We start from the raw sequence: 15,914 nt of genomic DNA, 5'->3' as shown, positions 1-15,914 counted from the left end.
ACCGCGGATGAGCTGGACCGAGATCGAGCGCTGGATCGGCGAAAAGGCCCCCGCCCTGGACGCGGCGCTGCTCCCGCCTTCCACGGCCACCGACCTCGCCGACGCCGAGGAGGCGATCGGCTACGCCCTGCCGGACGACGTCACCGGCTGGTGGCGGCGGTTCGGCGGCATCGGCGAGACGTACCACCACTGGCCGCTCGTACCCGACATCTGGCAGCCGCACGGTCTCGACCGCGCCCTACACTTCCGCACGCTGATGATGCAGGCGATCAGCGGCATCGCGTTCGCCACGATCGGCGAGGAGAAGGACTACGAGGCGGTGGCGCTGCGCGAGCCCGCGGGAACGCCGTGCGTGGACATCTGGTTGCCGGCGTGGTTGCCCGTCGCGGCGGACGGTTCCGGGCACGAGCTGTTCGTCGACCTGCGCCCAGGCCCGCTGCACGGCTGCGTCACGGAGTGGGGCAAGTACAGCGGTGCCGACGACAAGCCGGTGTGGCCCGGCGTGACGGCGATGCTCGACGACACCCTGCGGGCGCTTCGGGGCGAGACCGGGCACCGGCTGGTGTTCGAGCGCGAGAACTTCCACTGGGAGTGAGACGCGCGTCCCACTTCCGGGGCGGCTCCCGCGCGGTTCGCTACCGTTGAGTCCCGGTCCCGACACCAGGCACAGGAAGCGAGGTGAGCGACACATGCCAGGCGCCAGTAGCCCGCGCAGGTCCCCTCACCTCGCACGCTCCAGTTCTGGCGTGTGACGCACACCCCCTGAACTCGAGGGGAGTCACACGATGCACGTCTTCGACATGACATTGCGCATCGCCGAGAGCATGGGCCTCGGCGCGCTGATCGGTTTCGAGCGGCAGTACCGCTCGCGGATGGCGGGTCTGCGGACCAACGTCCTCGTCGCGGTGGGGGCCGCGTTGTTCGTCCTGCTGTCCGCGCAGGGCTTCGACGGCCAGGGCGACCCCACGCGGGTCGCCGCCCAGGTGGTGTCCGGCATCGGATTTCTCGGCGCGGGCGTGATCCTGCGCGACGGGCTGTCGGTGCGCGGGCTCAACACCGCGGCCACGCTCTGGTGCGCGGCGGCGGTGGGGTCGCTGGCGGGTGCCGGTCTGCACGCCGTCGCGGCGGCCGGGACCGTGGCGATCATCGCGGTCAACGTCGGCCTGCGGGAGCTCGGCCGGGCCGTCGACCGCAAGGACGACGAGGGCTAGGGCCGCAACGGCGCAGGGCGGTGCACGGGGGAGCGTCGAGGCTCCGCGTGCACCGCCCTGCGCCGTTCCGGTCGCTCCTAGCGCCGCTCGTACGTCAGGCAGTTCGCGTGGTGGGCGCCTTCGCCCTGGCCGACCCGCACGCTCTGCGCCGTGCACTCCAGCGAGGCGTTGTGCCTGCAGTCGGTGCGCGAACAGGCGCCGACCTGGGCGATGACCTTGTCCAGGCCACCCTTCGTGCCCAGCGGGATGAACGTCCCGCAGTCGGCCGCGCCGTTGTCACCGCGCACGGTGATCGCGAAGGCGTGGCAGCCGTCGTGGTTGTAGGAGCAGTCGCTCACAGTGCAATCGTGGACTGCGGGCATCGCCGGGTTCTCGAGAGTGGTCATGTCCGCTCCTGCCGTGGTGGGAAAGGTTCGGTAATCGCGACGATGCCACCGCGGCGCGGAGCCCGCAATTCGGGAGAAATTAGGGGAGCCTATCCTTTCGCGATTCGGCAATGTCATTTCCCCTCGTCGGAGCGCACCCCGACCGGAGAAGATCACGCTGGTCAGCAGCCGTGGTTCGCCCGGTGGGGCGACCCGCGGAAATCCGGGGTTTCACCGCAGCAATCACCGGGGAACGTCTCGCCGCGCCATTGTTCGGACCCGGCCGGACGCAAACTCCTCCCTGCGTCACCTGCGGTGCGGAACGCGGCCGAAGAACCGCCGGGGTGTTCTTCGCGCGGATCACCGACCACCCGCTTGAGCGAAGCGATGCCGCGCAGACCACCTGGCAACAACGCCCTCACGGAGGAGAAGGGCACCGCAACGACCCAGCCGGTCTGCGCGGCAAGCGACCCGCCGGAATAAACGGGGTCTGGTCCGGTTAATACGGATGACACATCAACCAACCAGGTCGGGTGTGCTGTGAAGATCGCTGTTCTCGGAGCGGGCCACGTCGGTCCCGTCCTCGCGCGCCTCGCCCTCGGCGCGGGTCACGAGGTCGCCATCGCGGGCTCCGGTGATCCCTCGCGGATCGAGATGATCGTCGGTTTCCTCGCGCCGGGCGCGAAGGCGCTCACGGCGGCCGACGCGGTCGCCGACGCGGACCTGGTGGTGCTCGCCATCCCGTGGCACCGGTTCTCCTCGCTGGAGCCGGGCGCGTTCGCGGGCAAGGTCGTCGTCGACGCGATGAACCACTGGCCGCCCTCCGCCGAGCCCCTCGGCACGAGCGAGCAGGTGGCGGCGCGGCTGGCGGGCGCGGACGTCGTCAAGTCCCTCAACCACGTCGCCTACCAGGACATGGAACCCGCCGCGGGCCGTGCCGTCGGCGTCGCCGGCGACTCACCCGGCGCCGTCGAGGTCGTCGCGGCGTTCCTGCGGGACATCGGGTTCGACCCGGTGCCGGTGGGACCGCTGGCCGCGGGACGGCTGCTGGAACCGGGCAGCCCGCTGTTCGGGGTCGCGGCCCGCAGGCAGGAGTTCGAGACGCACATCAAGGAGAAGTCATGACCACGTTCGGGCTCGACACGTTCGGCGACGTCACCCACGACGCCTCCGGCACCCCGCTGTCGCACGCGCAGACCATCCGCAACCTCGTCGACCAGGGCGTGCTCGCCGACCAGGTGGGCCTCGACTTCTTCGGCATCGGCGAGCACCACACCGCGGACATGCCGCTGTCGGCGGCCGACGTGGTGCTGGCCGCGATCGCCGCCCGCACGTCGTCGATCCACCTCGGCTCGGCCGTCACGGTGCTGAGCTCCGACGACCCGGTCCGCGTGTTCCAGCGCTTCTCGACGCTCAACGCGCTGTCGGACGGCCGCGCGGAGATCATCCTCGGGCGCGGGTCCAGTGTGGACTCGTTCCCGCTGTTCGGCTACGACCTCGCCGACTACGAGGACCTGTTCGAGGAGAAGACGCACCTGTTCGCCGAGCTGCTGGGGGGCGGGCCGGTCACCTGGCAGGGCAAGACCCGCGCGGCGCTGCACGAGCAGGACGTCGTGCCCCACACCGAGCCGTTCCCGACGTGGATCGGTGTCGGCGGCAGCCCGCAGTCGGTCGTGCGCGCGGCCTCGTACGGCTTCTCGCTGATGCTCGCGATCATCGGCGGCCACCCCGGCCGCTTCGCCCCGTTCTCGGAGCTCTACAAGCACGCGCTCGAGAAGTTCGGCCACGAGCCGCAGCCGATCGGGATCCACTCCCCCGGTCACGTGGCGCCGACCGACGAGCAGGCGCGCGAGGAGTTCTGGCCGCACTACCTCGACGTGATCGGACGGCTGGGCAAGACGCGCGGGTTCGCCACGCCGACGCCGGAGTCCTACGCGCACGAGGTCGGGCCGCACGGCGCGCTGTTCGTCGGCTCGCCGGAGACGGTCGCGCAGAAGATGGCCCGCACCATGAAGAAGCTCGACGCCAGCCGGTTCGACCTCAAGTACGGGATAGGCGGGCTGTCGCACGACTCGCTCCTGCGCACGATCGAGCTGTACGGGACGCAGGTCGTGCCGCGGGTCCGGGAGCTTTTGGACTAGACCAATGTGATCAGGACAACAGCCGCCACGACCGGGTTCACCCCCGGGACGCCGGAACTCCCCTGATACTGCCAGCGTTGGGTTGCTGGAGAGGAAACCGGTGATTGTTCCCATGCCCACGAGCGCGCCCCGTCGCACGGGCTCGTTCGTACTGACCGAAGACGTCACCGTCCGGGTGACCGGACAGGCGCGCACCGCCGCCGCGATGCTGCGCGAGCACATCTTCAGACAGACCGGCTACCTGCTGGCCGAGTCGCCCGACGGCATGCTGATGGTGTCGCACGACCCGGCGATGCGCGGGCTCGGGCCCGAGGGGTACGCGCTGCTGGTCAGCAACGACGCGGTGATGCTGCGCGCCGGCACGCAGGCGGGGCTGCGGCACGGCGTGCAGTCGTTCCGGCAGCTGATGGCCCGCGACGGCACGGTGCGGGCGGCCGACGTGCGCGACTCCCCCGCCTTCGCGTGGCGCGGGGTGTCGAGCGCGCTGCTCCCGCCCGCCGAGATGCGCAGGGCGATCGACAGGATGGCCGCCTACAAGCTCAACGTGCTGCACGTGTTCCCCGACGGCGATCCCGACCACCTGCGTGATCTCGTCGAGTACGGCCGCGATCACGGCGTCACCGTCGTGCCGGAGCTCAGCCCGGCGACGATCGAGCTGCTGGAGCTGTTCCCCAGCCGGTGGGTGCACATCGGCGGTGCCGAGCTCACCACGAAGTTCGCCGGCCTGCTGGAGCGCCACGGCCGGTTGCCGGTGCGGTGGCACGACGGCGGCAGCGACGTGCTGGGCCCGCACGGCAAGCTCGCCGAGGGCGACGACGGGCTGCGGGCCGTCGCGACCGCGGGCTGGGTGGGCGAGCTGCGCACCGCCTCGGCCGTGGCTCCGGCCTGGTAGCCGTTCACAGTTCTCGCGTGACCGCAGGTCACGCGAGGCTCGCGGTTCACCTGTTTATATTTCACCTACCGCTGTGCGCCGTGTGCCGAACGGCGCACCCGGTTGATCCACAAGGCGGCTGCGGCCGGGGAACGCCGCAGCACCGGGCGTTGTGATCACGACCGGGAACCGGTCCGGTGCCTGTCCGCGAGCTGTCACCCGGCCCCGGTGACCTGGTTGGCCGCGCCGGACGCGTGCCATCGTGGGTGACGTGCGCTCCACTGCGAAACCCCGGTCCAGTCACGACTTCCGGCTCCTGCTGGTCGACGACGACCGGGAGCTGGTGGAGCTGCTCTCCACCGTGCTGCGCGGCGAGGGGTACGTCGTGGACGTCGCGCGCGACGGGCAGCGCGGCCTGCACCTCGCGCTCACCCGCCCCTACGACGTCGTCGTGATCGACCGCGGGCTGCCGGTGATCGACGGGCTGGACCTGTTGTCCCGGTTGCGTTCCCGGTCCGTGCGGACGCAGGCGCTCGTGCTCACCGCGATGGGCTCGGTGCACGACCGGATCGAGGGCCTCGACGCCGGCGCCGACGACTACCTCGCCAAACCGTTCGACCTGGGCGAGCTGACCGCGCGGCTGCGGGCGTTGTGCCGGCGGGCCGCGGAACTGGCGGCCGTGCTGCGGATCGGCGCCGGCCGCCTGGAGCTGGAACAGCACCAGGTCGTGCTGCCCGACGGGGAGAGGATCCCGTTGACCGCCAGGGAGTTCGCGCTGCTGCGGGTGCTCGCCACGCACCCCGAGACCGTGCACACACGCGCGCGGCGTTGCGGAGGACCGTGTTCCAGGACGCGCCCTCGACGTCCATTGTGGACACGTACGTGCACTACCTGCGGTCCAAGGTCGGGCGTTCGGTCGTGCAGACCGTGCAGGGGATCGGCTACCGGTTGGGGGCTCTGTGAGGTCGTGGGCCGAGGCGGAGCGCGCGGAGGTCGGCAGGGCGCGGCTGCGGGTGAGCGTGCTGGTGGCGCTGGCGATCGCGCTGATGATCACCTTCGTCGGCGGGATCGCGTACGTCGTGATGGTGCACGCGCAGGAGACGCAGGTGTCGCGCGAGCTGCGCTACAACGCCCGGTACGGGGTGCCGGGCATCGCGCCGCGCTGCGCGTGGGTGTTCGTGCTGGAGGACGGGACGCTGCACGAGGGTGATCTGGAGGTGCCGCGCGGGTTCCTGTTGCGCGACGACATCGACGCGGTGCACGCGTCACGCGGTTCCATCGAACGCGACGTCACGGCGAACGGCACGGAGTACATGGTGCTCACGGCACCGGGCGCGGACGGCACGACGGTGCAGGCCGTGTTCGACCTGCGCTACCAGCTCCTCGACCGCGCGCACCTGCTGCTGGCACTGGCGATCGCGCTCGTGGCGGGCCTGCTGCTGGCCGCGCTGGTCGGCCTGACCATCAGCCGCCGCACCGTGGGACCTTGGGCGGAGGCGCTGGCCCGGCAACGCCGGTTCGTCACCGACGCGAGCCACGAGCTGCGCACCCCGATCGCCCGCGCGCACCTGCGCGCCCAGGTGCTCGCCGCCGGGCTGCCCGCCGACCAGCGCACCGACCTCGACGCGCTGGCCAGGTCGATCCGCGGGCTCGTCGACGTGGTGGACGACCTGCTGGCGTCCGCGCAGCTGCACGAGCGGCGCGTCCCCGTCGACCTCGCCGACGTCGCGGAGGCCGCGGTGGTCGGCGAGACCGAACGTGCCGCCGAACGACGGATCACCGTGTCGCTCGACCACCCCGGGCGGCCCGTGCGGGTCGGCGGGATCGAGACCGGGCTGCGCCGCGCCGTGGACGAGCTGCTGGCCAACGCCCTGCGCCACACCCCGGACGGCGGCCGGATCTCGGTGAGCGTGCGGGCCGTCGCCGGGCAGGCGGAGCTGGTGGTGGCGGACAACGGCGACGGGTTCCACCCGGCCGAGGCGGAGCGCCTGTTCGAGCGGTCCCACCGAGGACCCGGTGAGGGGCGGTTCGGGCTCGGCCTCGCGCTGGTGCGGGAGATCGTGACCGGGCACGGCGGGACCGTGGAGGCGGTGGGGCCGATCTACCGCGCGTCGCTGCCCGACCACCTGGAGGCCGCCGCCGACGTCAGGACGTCCCCCGCACCAGTGCGGTGAGCTCCTCGACGACGGCGGCCGGCTCGGGCATCCGGGCGATCTCGGCCGCCGCCGTCGTGGCCACGTTCCGCGCGGCCGGGTCGTCCAGCAGGTGGCGCGCCCCGGCGGTGATGGCGTCCGCGGTGGTCTCCGGACCGACGAGCTTCGCACCGGCACCGGTCTGCGCGAGCACGTCGGCGTTGACGAACTGGTCGGCGCCCTGGGGCAGCACGAGCTGCGGCAGGCCGGCCGCGAGCGCGCCGAGGACGGTGCCCGTTCCGCCGTGGTGCACCACGAGGTCGGCTCGCCGCAGCACCTGCGCCTGCGGCACGAACCCGGCGACGTGGACGGAGCCCGGTACCTCGCCCAGCAGCGCCGGATCGCCGGGACCGAGCGCGACCAGGACCGTGACCGGCAGGCGCGCGAGCCCGTCGACCGCCGCCCGCAGGACCTCCGCGCGGCCGAACGACACCGTGCCGAGCGTCAGGTACACCAGCGGTTTCGCCGATCCGACCTCGGGCATCGGGACGTCCAGGTCGAACGCCGCCGGACGCTGCCGCAGCACCGTCGGGATCGCCGCGACGACCGGATCGCGCACGACGTCCGGCCACAGGTCGACCACCACGTCGCCGAGCATCAGGTCGGCGGGCGCGGCACCCTCCCACAGCCACGCCATCTCCGGCGCGGCCAGCTGCTGCACCGGCGGCGGCATCGACCGGCCGATCACGTGCGACACGAACGGGATCCCCGCGTCCCGGGCGGCCTTCGCGGCGCCGACGTCGCTCTGCTCGTAGACGACGAGGTCGGGTCGGACCCGCGGCAGGAGTGCGGCGAGGTCGCCGGCTGTCGCACGGGGCAGCACGTCCGCGAACATCGTGATCATGAGTCTGGTGACGTCGGCGTCACCGTGCCGCCTGCGGGCCTCGGCTTCGGCCTCCCCGACCGAGATGCCCGCCCGATGCGCCTCGAAACCGAGGTTCCGCACGGTGCCGAAGAAGTCCTGCCCGGTCGCGAACACGACCTCGTGGCCCGCTTCCCGCGCCGCCCTGGCGAGCGGGACCAGCGGGAAGACGTGGCCGTAGGCCGGACGGCACGAGAAGAGGATGCGCACCCCGTCGAGGCTAGTGATCGCCGACCGGCCGAGGGGCTATTTTTAGTCAACACTGAAGCAATAGAGTTAGTCGATATGGAGGTGCTCGCTACGCTCCGGTGATGGACAGCAGCAGGCAGACCCGCGTGCGCCGGGCCTTCGACGACTTCTTCGCGACCGGCGAGCCGAAGTCCCCGAGCTGGGTGCTCGACCTGTTCTGGCACACGGCCTCCACAGTGCCCGCCTACCGCGACCTGCTGGCGGAGAACGGGATCGAGCCTTCGTCGATCACGACGTTCGAGGACTTCCAGCGGCTGCCGCTGCTCGACAAGGCGAGCTACCACGAGCGGTACCCGTTGCCGGAGCTGTGCCGCGACGGATCGCTCGCCGGCTGCGACATGATCGCGGTGTCGTCCGGGTCGAGCGGGCGGCCGACGGTCTGGCCGCGGGCGCTCGAGGACGAGCTGCACGTCGCGCGCCGCTTCGAGCAGGTGCTCGTCGACGGGTTCGGCGCGGACGAGCGGACGACACTCGCCGTGGTGTGCTTCCCTCTCGGCACGTGGGTCGGCGGGCTGTTCACGCAGGCGTGCGTGCGGCACCTCGCGGCGAAGGGCTGCCCGATCACGGTCGTGGCGCCGGGCAACAACAAGGCGGAGATCCTGCGCGTGCTGCCGGAACTGGCGCCGCACTTCGAGCAGGTCGTGTTGCTGGGCTACCCGCCGTTCGTGAAGGACGTCGTCGACACCGGTCTCGCGGACGGCGTCGACTGGCCTGCGTACCGCATCAAGCTCGTGCTGGCGGGCGAGGTGTTCAGCGAGCAGTGGCGCGACCTGGTGTCCCGGCGCGCGGGCATCACCGATCCCGTCCGCGACGTCGCTTCCCTCTACGGCACGGCGGATTCCGGCGTGCTGGGCACCGAGACCCCGCTGTCGGCGGGCATCCGGCGGTTCCTCGCGGACCGGCCCGATCTGGCGCGCGAGGTCTTCGGTGACCCGCGGCTGCCGACCCTCGTGCAGTACGACCCGGCGAGCCGGTTCTTCGAGGTGCACGACGGCATGCTGGTGTTCACCGCGGACGGCGGGATCCCGCTGATCCGCTACCGGATCGCCGACGAGGGCGGCCTTTGGGAGTACGGCGCGTTGCTGGAGCTGTGCGCCCGCAACGGTTTCACTCCCCCGCCCGGACCGGAGCTGCCGTTCGTGTTCCTGTTCGGGCGATCTCTGTTCACGGTGTCGTTCTTCGGCGCGAACATCCACCCCGAGAACGTGGCGGTCGGTTTGGAACAGCCGGGGATCAGCGAGGTGGTCACGGGCAAGTTCGTGGTCGAATCCGCCGAGGACGAAGAGCGCGACCGGCGACTGCGGATCACGGTCGAGACCGCGCCGGGCGCGACCGCGGACGCGGCGGAGGTCGCCGAGTCGATCCGCGCCCAGCTGCTGCGGCTCAACAGCGAGTTCGCGCACTACGTGCCCGTCGAACGGCAGTTGCCCGAGGTCGTGCTGAGGCCGGCCGGCGACCCCCAGCACTTCCCCACCGGCGTGAAGCACAGGTACACCCGAGGGGCGTGAAAAGCGCTTTTGCACCACGCAGCAATAGCTTTTCCCCAGTTCCCCTCCCTGCTTGGAGTGGCGCCGGTCGAAATCATTTGTGAGTTGGGGAGGAATCCTTTGAGGTTCGTTCGGCGTGTATTGCCGGCGTTGATGCCGCTCGCCATGCTCTTCACCGTCGCCTTCGCGGCACCGAGCGCGCAGGCGCAGGCCCCGGTCGCGCAGGCCGCCGCGGCGGGCGAGGCGTTCGACAGCGAGACGGGCCAAGCCCTCGCGGCCTGGGACTGCAACACCGGCAACGTCTGCTTCTGGGACGGCTTCGGCGGCAAGGGCAAGCGGTGCATGTGGGACGTGGCGGACCCGGACTGGACGTCGGGCTCCGTCAAGTGCTCGTGGGCCGCGGACCGCGAGGTCAAGTCCGTCTACAACCGGGGGACGTCCTCGGCCAAGGGCGTCGTGTTCTACCGCAACACCGGCTACAACAACCGGATCGGGTGCACGAGGCAGGGCCAGAAGGGCGGCCTCGCCGGCACCTACCAGGTGCGTTCGCACCAGTGGACCAGCGGTTCCTGCGGCTGAGTCCGCGAGCAGCACGCCGACCGGGCGCGGGGCACTCCTCCCGCGCCCGGTTTTCGTTGCGGAATTCGGCGGAGTGACACGCCCGGTAATGTGATTCGCGGTGACCTGGCCTGGGGAGGTTGCTGTGTTGCGCATCCATTTTTCCGCTGGCGATCTGGAGCGTACGCAGGTGGCGGAAAGGGTGGACCCGCTCTGGGAAATGGTGTTCAGCTGGCTGAGGCTGACCGAACTGGACTGCGGCCTGATGCTGCAGCCGTGGCTCCGCCACGTCCGCCGGCACGGCGACCGGCAGGTGATCACGTCCGGCGTGCGGATGCTGTCCGTGCTCACCCCGAAGGCGCCGTACTTCCCGGACTTCATCACGCCGCCCGAGGGCGCGCAGGGCCTGGGGAGCGCGCTCGCCGTGATCCGGTCCACACCCCGCCACCGGCTGCGGGAAGAGTTCCGCCGGCTCGAGGAGGTGCGCCCCACACCCGGGTGGACGCGCCCGCTGGCGGCGGGGGACGGTGAGTCGCTGCTGGAGCTCACCGAGGCGCTCACCCGCTACCACCGCGCGGTGGTCGAGCCGTACGGCGACCTGCTCGACGAGGCCGTCGAGACCGACCGGGTGCACCGGCTCGGGGTCGCGGGCGACGTCGAAGGGGTGCTGCGGGGGATGTGGCCGTTGATGAACTGGCGGGCACCCGTGCTGGAGGTCCAGTACGCGCACGACCGCGACCTGCACCTCAACGGGCGCGGGCTGCGGCTGGTGCCGTCGTACTTCTGCCGCCGCACGCCCGTGGCGTTCGCCGATCCCGAGCTGCCGCCGACCGTGGTGTACCCGCTGCACCACGACTGGACGTGGCAGCGGCAGCTCCAGAGCGGGCGCCGCGAGCAGGGCGCGCTCGCGGCGTTGCTCGGCAACACCCGGTCGGCGGTGCTGGCGGCCGTGGGAGCCGGTGCGACGACGACCGAGCTCGCGGAACGCCTGGGAGCGTCCCCGTCCTCGGTCAGCCGGCACACGACCGTGCTGAGGGAGGCGGGGCTGCTGACGACCCAGCGGCAGGGGTTGTCGGTGCTGCACCGGCGGACGTCGCTGGGGTCAGCCCTGCTCGGCAGGAACTGAGGCGCGGCGGCGCCTCCACAGCCCGGCCACGCACGCGGCGACAGCCGCACCCGTGAGCAGGACGTGGACGGCGCCGCCGAACCTCGTCGCGAACGTCAGATCAGTGCGCAGCGGCACGCTGTCGACCATCAGGTCGTCGGTGAACATCCCGGTCGACCGCACCACGCTGCCGTCCGGCCGCACCACCGCGCTCACGCCGCTGATCGCCGCGACCACGACCGCCCTGCCGTGCTCCACGGCGCGCAGGCGGGCCATCCCGAGCTGCTGGTAGGTCATCTCGCCCCGGCCGTACCACGCGTTGTTCGTCGGAACGACCAGCACCTGAGCACCCGCGGCCGCGCTCTCGCGCAGGACGTAGTCGTAGGCGACCTCGTAGCAGATGCCGACGCCCACGCGCGTGCCCGCGATGTCCAGCGCGCCCGGTTCGGTACCCGCCTCGAGGTCCGCCTGGTCGGCGAACGGCGTCACGAGCCGGGCCAGCGGGCGCAGTGGGATGTGCTCGGCGAACGGGACGAGCTCCTGCTTCGCGTACGACGGACCCGCGCCCGTCACGGGATCCCAGGCGATGACGGCGTTCTGCGCACCGCGCAACGCGCTCACGAGGGTCGGCACGCCGAGGTCGCGGATGGCGCCGTCGAGCACCGGGTCGCGGTCGCGGGTCCTGGTCGCGCTCTCCGGCCACACCACGAGGTCCGGCTTCGGCAGCGCGCCGCCGCGGACCAGCGCGGCCAGTTCGGCGGTCTTGCGCAGGTGGTTCTCGCGCAGGGTGGCGCCCTCGCCGAGCAGGCCGAGGCCGAGGTCGGGCGCGTTGCCCTGCACCACCGCGACGGTGCGCTGCCCGGCCTGGGCGTCGACCGAGATCAGCGGGCCCACGGCGAGCGCGGCGACGATCGGCACGAGCGCCCACGCGCGGGTCCACCGGGGCAGCCAGGCGGCCAGGCCGAAGCCGGTGAAGACCACCGCGAACGTCACCAGCGGCGCCCCGCCGACCGCGGCGAGCTGCCCGAACGGCCCGTCGACCTGGCCGAACGCGACGCGGCCCCACGGGAAGCCGTTGAACGGGACCAGGCCGCGCAGGGTCTCCTGCAGCACGAACAGCAGCGCCGCCCACACCGGTGCCGCGGGCAGCCGCGCCACCAGCGGGAACAGCGCGCAGACGCCGCCGATGAACAGCGCCATCAACGCGCTGAGCACGAGCCACGGCCACGGGCCGAAGTCGGCGCCGAGGAAGTGCTGGATCCACCACAGGTGCGGCAGGAAGAACGCGAAGCCGAAGACGAACCCGAGACGGCCCGAGTGCCGGCCGCTCCTCAGGACGAGCCACAGCGCGAAGAACGCGGGCACGGCCAGCCACCAGAGCGTGCGCGGCGGGAAGCTCAGCGCCAGCACGCCGCCGGACAGCGCGGCCGCGCCGTAGCGGACGAGGTCAGCTCTGCGCAACGGACACCCTCGCCCGGCGCAGGACGAGGTACGCGCCCGCCACCAGGGCGATCCCCAGCGCGTAGGCCACGATCAGCTCGGCGACGCGACCCGAGAAGTCGCCCGCGAGCGGCGGCACCAGCAGCGCGAACACCCCGGCGACCGCGGCGACCCTGGCACGCCACGGTCCGTCCGGCAGGCACGCGGCCAACGGCAGCACCGCCCACAGCAGGTACCACGGCTGGATCACCGGCCCCAGCACCACGATCAGGCTCATCATCATCCCCAGCGCCGCCACCTCGGAGATCCCGCCGCGCAGGTGGCGGTGCACCACCACGGCCACGCCGCACAGGATCAGCACGAGCCCCGCGATCCGTGCCGAGGAAATCATCGCCTGACCGCTCTGCGGCCCGAACACCGCACCCGCCAGGTAGCCGGGCCAGTTGGTCGGCGCCATCCAGCTGTTGATCTTCGACGGTGTGCCGAGCGCCCGCACCCAGCCGAAACCGGAGCCGCCCGCCAGCGACGTCAGCACCGAGACCGCGGCGGCGGCGACCACCATGGACAGTCCCGCGAGGACGAACCTCACCAGGCCCCCGCCGAGCCGCCGGGCCAGTGCGGTGCCGACCACCGCGAGCGCGACGAGCGCGGGCAGCTTGACCTGTGCGCCGAGTCCGATGAGGACGACGCCGGCCGTGAACTGCCACCACCTCATGCCGGGCAGCGCGGTGAGGGCCACGACGATGCCGGACAGCATGAGGCCGAGCATCAGGGCGTCGTTGTGGACACCGCCGATGAGGTGCCACAGCACCAGCGGGTTCAGCACACCCAGCCACAGCGCCGCGCGTTCGTCGACACCGGCGATCTCCGCGAGCCTCGGCACCGACCAGACCACGAGCAGCAGGCCCAGCACCGACACCAGCCGGTACAGCCCGACGCCCAGGACCGGGTCGCCGCCCGTGACCTCGGCGATGGCGCGTTCGACCGTGCCGAACAGCGGTCCGTACGGCGACGGGGTCTCCCGCCAGTAGGAGCCGACCCGTGCGACCGCCTCCGCGCTCGCCCCCGCCGCCGGGCTGACCACGTTCGGGTCGAGCCCGCGCGCGGCCACCTCCCCCTGGGCGAGGTAGCTGAAGACGTCGCGGCTGAACAGCGGCGGGGCCACCAGCAGCGGCCCGCACCACCACGCCAGCGTCCGGCGCAGCCACAACGGGTCCGGCAGCGCGTTCCTCAGCAGCACCCACGCCAGCACGACCAGCCCGGCACCCGCGATCGCCGCGCCCAGCGCGAGCGGCGGTGCCCCGGCGCTCACCGCCCACGCCCCGGCCGTGAGCAGGAGCGCGCCGCCGAACCCCGTCCAGCGCACCAGTTCCGGGGTGTCGTCCCGGGTGGCGGTGGTGACGGTGGTCGGCCAGCGGTAGGTGACGGTCTGCACGGAAGAGACAGTGCTGTCCGGACCGGTCGTCACGCGTCCGACTGTGGTCGCGTTCCCACGTACGACTTCAGGATGATCTTTCGAAAACGGGTTTCGCGGCTCAACTCCCGGCGAAGTCGTGCGTAATCCACACGGTTCCCGTGGCGTCGCGGATCACGACGATGCCGACGCGGGTGGACGACCTGCTGAGGATGTTCCCGCGGTGGCCGTCTTCCGGCGGCTTCTCGCCGATCATGCTCCGCGTGAGGCCGAGCGCCGTCCTGGAGATCGGGTCGACGGTGTCCTCGACGGGACCGCCCATGCCGACGTTCTCGGCGACGGAGCTCCACCGCACGCCCGCCGCGGTGCCGCGCTCCCCCAGCCCGCTCTCGCCGGGGCACCGGTGCGACAGGCCGCAGCCGTTGCTCATCATCGCTGTGGTGTGGCGATCGGCGGTCACGACCAGCGCCGGGGCGCGGTCAGCGGCGGCAGGCCCTCCTCCGTCGTCGACGTCGGGGGCGGCGTGCAACGCCAGACCGGCCACGTTGAAGCGAGCTGCACAACGACGAGGTCCGGTCGGCCGACGCGAGGACTCCGGGCGAAATGGCGTTCACCCGGACGCCCTGCGGCGGTCCACTGGTGCAAAAGACCCCAGACGGCCCAGCACGAACGACTAGGCTCGTCAGGTGATCCGTGAAGTGACGCTGCGGCCTGTCGAGGACGCCGATTTCGACGCGTTGTTCGAGTTCATGCGCGACCCCGAGTCGGTCGCCATGGCCGCGTTCACCGCGCAGGACCCCGACGACCGGGAGGCGTTCGAGGCGCACCTGCGGCGCAACCTCGCGAACCCGGAGACCACGAACCGGGTGATCGTCGGCGACGGGCGGGTAGTCGGCAGCATCGCGAGCTTCGTCGTCGAGGGCGACACCGAGATCACCTACTGGGTCGACCGCGCCGTCTGGGGGCAGGGCGTCGCCGGGCGGGCGGTGGAGCTGCTGCTGCGAGAGGTCACCACGAGGCCGGTGCACGCGCGGGTCGCGAGTGACAACGCCGGGTCGCGGCGGGTGCTGGTGCGGGCGGGCTTCGAGGTGGTCGGCACGGACGTGGGGTACGCCAACGCGCGCAAGGCCGAGATCGAGGAGACGATCCTCAAGCTCGGCTGACGAACTCCTCGGTGCCCAGGACGCCGAGCAGTTGCAGCTTGTCGAACGCCTCGGTGCGCGGCGGCGCGGTCAGCACGAGCAGCGCCTGCGACTGGTCCTCGGTGAACAGCGCCTGGCAGTCGACCTCGATCGCGCCGAGCTGCGGGTGGATCAGCACCTTGTGGTCCTCGTAGCGCTTGGCGACCTCGTGCCGTTCCCACAGCCGCGCGAACTCGGCGCTTTCCTTCTGCAGCACGCGGACCAGCTCGCCCGCCCGTGAACGCGCGCCCATCGAGGCGTACGCGGCGCGCAGGTTCGCCACCTGGGCGCGGCTCTGCCGCTCGCGGTCGTCCTCCGGGTAGACCAGGCGCTCGCGCGGGTCGGTGAACCAGCGGTAGATCCCGCTGCGGGCGAGGCCGGTGAAGTGCGAGGAGTCGCCGTAGAGCGCCTCGGCGAACCTGTTCTGCACCAGGACCTCGCCGAGGTTCGACAGGATCAGCGCCGGGTGTCGGTGATCCTGTCCAGCACGCGCTGCAAGGCCGGCGCGACGTGCGTGGTGGTGACCTGGGGCGACGGGGCGTTGCGGCCGGCGACGCGGAACAGGTAGTCGCGTTCGTCACCGGTCAGCCGCAGCGCGCGGGCGAGAGCGGTCAGCATGTGCTCGCTCGGCTGCGGGCCGCGTTGCTGCTCCAGGCGCGTGTAGTAGTCCGTCGACATGGCCGCCAGCGCCGCGACCTCCTCGCGCCGCAACCCCGTCGCCCGCCTGCGCGCGCCGACGGGCAGTCCGACGTCCTGCGGCCGCAGCTCCTCCCGGCGGCGGCGCAGGAAGGCCGCGAGCTCCACCCGATCCATGCTTTCCAGTATCCGGGGCCCGGCG

The 15,914-nt window shown here is 72.0% G+C and carries 16 protein-coding genes and 2 pseudogenes; 12 read left to right on the top strand and 6 right to left on the bottom strand.

The window, feature by feature from the left end; translation table 11 throughout:
* Positions 1-7 precede the first annotated feature (7 nt).
* Together V1227_RS07220 and V1227_RS07215 are read left to right on the top strand one after the other, a co-directional pair.
* Positions 8-595 (top strand): SMI1/KNR4 family protein, encoded by a 588-nt coding sequence (locus V1227_RS07220; RefSeq protein WP_329791707.1) that lies wholly within the window; start codon positions 8-10, stop codon positions 593-595.
* Positions 596-785: 190 nt separating this feature from the next.
* A complete protein-coding gene (locus tag V1227_RS07215) occupies positions 786-1,211 on the top strand; it encodes an MgtC/SapB family protein (protein WP_329791705.1) in 426 nt (141 codons plus the stop codon).
* 77 nt (positions 1,212-1,288) lie between these two features.
* Here the strand turns inward: V1227_RS07215 and V1227_RS07210 are convergent, their stop codons facing one another.
* Positions 1,289-1,597 carry a DUF1540 domain-containing protein gene (locus tag V1227_RS07210; protein ID WP_329791704.1) on the bottom strand — a complete coding sequence of 103 codons (309 nt, stop codon included), beginning with the start codon at positions 1,595-1,597 and terminating at the stop codon, positions 1,289-1,291.
* A gap of 519 nt (positions 1,598-2,116) precedes the next feature.
* On the opposite strand from V1227_RS07210, the gene V1227_RS07205 reads away from it, so the two are divergent.
* The 6 genes and pseudogenes from V1227_RS07205 (at position 2,117) to V1227_RS07180 (ending at position 6,762) form a co-directional block, all read left to right on the top strand.
* The gene (locus V1227_RS07205) at positions 2,117-2,701 is read left to right on the top strand and encodes an NADPH-dependent F420 reductase (RefSeq protein WP_329791703.1); all 585 of its coding nucleotides are present in this window, start codon (positions 2,117-2,119) and stop codon (positions 2,699-2,701) included.
* Positions 2,698-3,717 carry an LLM class flavin-dependent oxidoreductase gene (locus tag V1227_RS07200; protein WP_329791702.1) on the top strand — a complete coding sequence of 340 codons (1,020 nt, stop codon included), beginning with the start codon at positions 2,698-2,700 and terminating at the stop codon, positions 3,715-3,717. The genes V1227_RS07205 and V1227_RS07200 overlap by 4 nt, the downstream gene beginning before the upstream one ends.
* A 100-nt stretch (positions 3,718-3,817) precedes the next feature.
* Positions 3,818-4,609 (top strand): glycoside hydrolase family 20 zincin-like fold domain-containing protein, encoded by a 792-nt coding sequence (locus tag V1227_RS07195; RefSeq protein ID WP_329791701.1) that lies wholly within the window; start codon positions 3,818-3,820, stop codon positions 4,607-4,609.
* A 241-nt stretch (positions 4,610-4,850) separates the two neighbouring features.
* A pseudogene (locus tag V1227_RS07190) lies at positions 4,851-5,171 on the top strand (response regulator); the annotation flags it as partial.
* A gap of 245 nt (positions 5,172-5,416) precedes the next feature.
* Entirely contained in the window at positions 5,417-5,551 is a 135-nt protein-coding gene (locus V1227_RS07185; RefSeq protein ID WP_329791699.1) for a winged helix-turn-helix domain-containing protein, read from the top strand.
* Positions 5,548-6,762, top strand: coding sequence for a sensor histidine kinase (locus tag V1227_RS07180; protein ID WP_329791698.1), 1,215 nt, complete (start codon positions 5,548-5,550; stop codon positions 6,760-6,762). Before V1227_RS07185 ends, V1227_RS07180 begins: the two co-directional genes overlap by 4 nt.
* Here V1227_RS07180 and V1227_RS07175 read toward each other — a convergent pair.
* Positions 6,734-7,852 (bottom strand): glycosyltransferase, encoded by a 1,119-nt coding sequence (locus V1227_RS07175; protein ID WP_329791696.1) that lies wholly within the window; start codon positions 7,850-7,852, stop codon positions 6,734-6,736. The genes V1227_RS07180 and V1227_RS07175 overlap by 29 nt on opposite strands.
* Before the next feature lie 101 nt (positions 7,853-7,953).
* Here V1227_RS07175 and V1227_RS07170 point away from each other — a divergent pair, with 101 nt between their 5' ends.
* The 3 genes from V1227_RS07170 to V1227_RS07160 all read left to right on the top strand — a co-directional run bounded on the left by V1227_RS07170 (position 7,954) and on the right by V1227_RS07160 (position 11,062).
* Positions 7,954-9,399, top strand: a complete 1,446-nt coding sequence (locus V1227_RS07170; protein WP_329791695.1) for a phenylacetate--CoA ligase family protein — start codon at positions 7,954-7,956, stop codon at positions 9,397-9,399.
* Positions 9,400-9,498: 99 nt separating this feature from the next.
* A complete protein-coding gene (locus V1227_RS07165) occupies positions 9,499-9,957 on the top strand; it encodes a peptidase inhibitor family I36 protein (protein WP_329791694.1) in 459 nt (152 codons plus the stop codon).
* Positions 9,958-10,126: 169 nt separating this feature from the next.
* On the top strand, positions 10,127-11,062 hold the full coding sequence (locus tag V1227_RS07160; RefSeq protein WP_329791693.1) for an ArsR/SmtB family transcription factor: 936 nt from the start codon (positions 10,127-10,129) through the stop codon (positions 11,060-11,062).
* On the opposite strand, the gene lnt is transcribed toward V1227_RS07160, so the two are convergent.
* The 3 genes from lnt to V1227_RS07145 all read right to left on the bottom strand — a co-directional run bounded on the left by lnt (position 11,039) and on the right by V1227_RS07145 (position 14,439).
* Positions 11,039-12,502: an apolipoprotein N-acyltransferase gene (lnt, locus tag V1227_RS07155; protein WP_329791692.1), complete on the bottom strand. Its 1,464-nt coding sequence runs from the start codon at positions 12,500-12,502 to the stop codon at positions 11,039-11,041. The two genes, V1227_RS07160 and lnt, sit on opposite strands and share 24 nt — an antisense overlap.
* Positions 12,489-13,916, bottom strand: coding sequence for a polyprenol phosphomannose-dependent alpha 1,6 mannosyltransferase MptB (mptB, locus tag V1227_RS07150; RefSeq protein WP_329791691.1), 1,428 nt, complete (start codon positions 13,914-13,916; stop codon positions 12,489-12,491). Before mptB ends, lnt begins: the two co-directional genes overlap by 14 nt.
* 100 nt (positions 13,917-14,016) lie before the next feature.
* Positions 14,017-14,439, bottom strand: a complete 423-nt coding sequence (locus V1227_RS07145) for a CAP domain-containing protein (protein WP_329791690.1) — start codon at positions 14,437-14,439, stop codon at positions 14,017-14,019.
* Positions 14,440-14,581: 142 nt separating this feature from the next.
* Between V1227_RS07145 and V1227_RS07140 the strand changes: the two genes are divergently transcribed.
* The gene (locus V1227_RS07140; protein WP_329791689.1) at positions 14,582-15,058 is read left to right on the top strand and encodes a GNAT family N-acetyltransferase; all 477 of its coding nucleotides are present in this window, start codon (positions 14,582-14,584) and stop codon (positions 15,056-15,058) included.
* On the opposite strand, the pseudogene V1227_RS07135 reads toward V1227_RS07140, so the two are convergent.
* A pseudogene (locus V1227_RS07135) lies at positions 15,045-15,889 on the bottom strand (helix-turn-helix transcriptional regulator). The gene V1227_RS07140 and the pseudogene V1227_RS07135 sit on opposite strands and share 14 nt — an antisense overlap.
* Positions 15,890-15,914: the final 25 nt, after the last annotated feature.

This window comes from Lentzea sp. DG1S-22 (assembly GCF_036321065.1).
In the GTDB taxonomy this organism is placed as follows: Bacteria; Actinomycetota; Actinomycetes; order Mycobacteriales; family Pseudonocardiaceae; genus Lentzea; species Lentzea jiangxiensis.
The sequence above is the reverse complement of the archived record's forward strand: the minus strand, read 5'-3'. Positions and strand labels throughout refer to the sequence as shown.

Coding starts and splice junctions, on each gene's coding strand:
- V1227_RS07210 (WP_329791704.1), bottom strand. CDS start 1,597: ATGACCACTCTCGAGAACCCGGCGATGCCCGCAGTCCACGATTGCACT.
- V1227_RS07200 (WP_329791702.1), top strand. CDS start 2,698: ATGACCACGTTCGGGCTCGACACGTTCGGCGACGTCACCCACGACGCC.
- V1227_RS07170 (WP_329791695.1), top strand. CDS start 7,954: ATGGACAGCAGCAGGCAGACCCGCGTGCGCCGGGCCTTCGACGACTTC.
- V1227_RS07215 (WP_329791705.1), top strand. CDS start 786: ATGCACGTCTTCGACATGACATTGCGCATCGCCGAGAGCATGGGCCTC.
- V1227_RS07220 (WP_329791707.1), top strand. CDS start 8: ATGAGCTGGACCGAGATCGAGCGCTGGATCGGCGAAAAGGCCCCCGCC.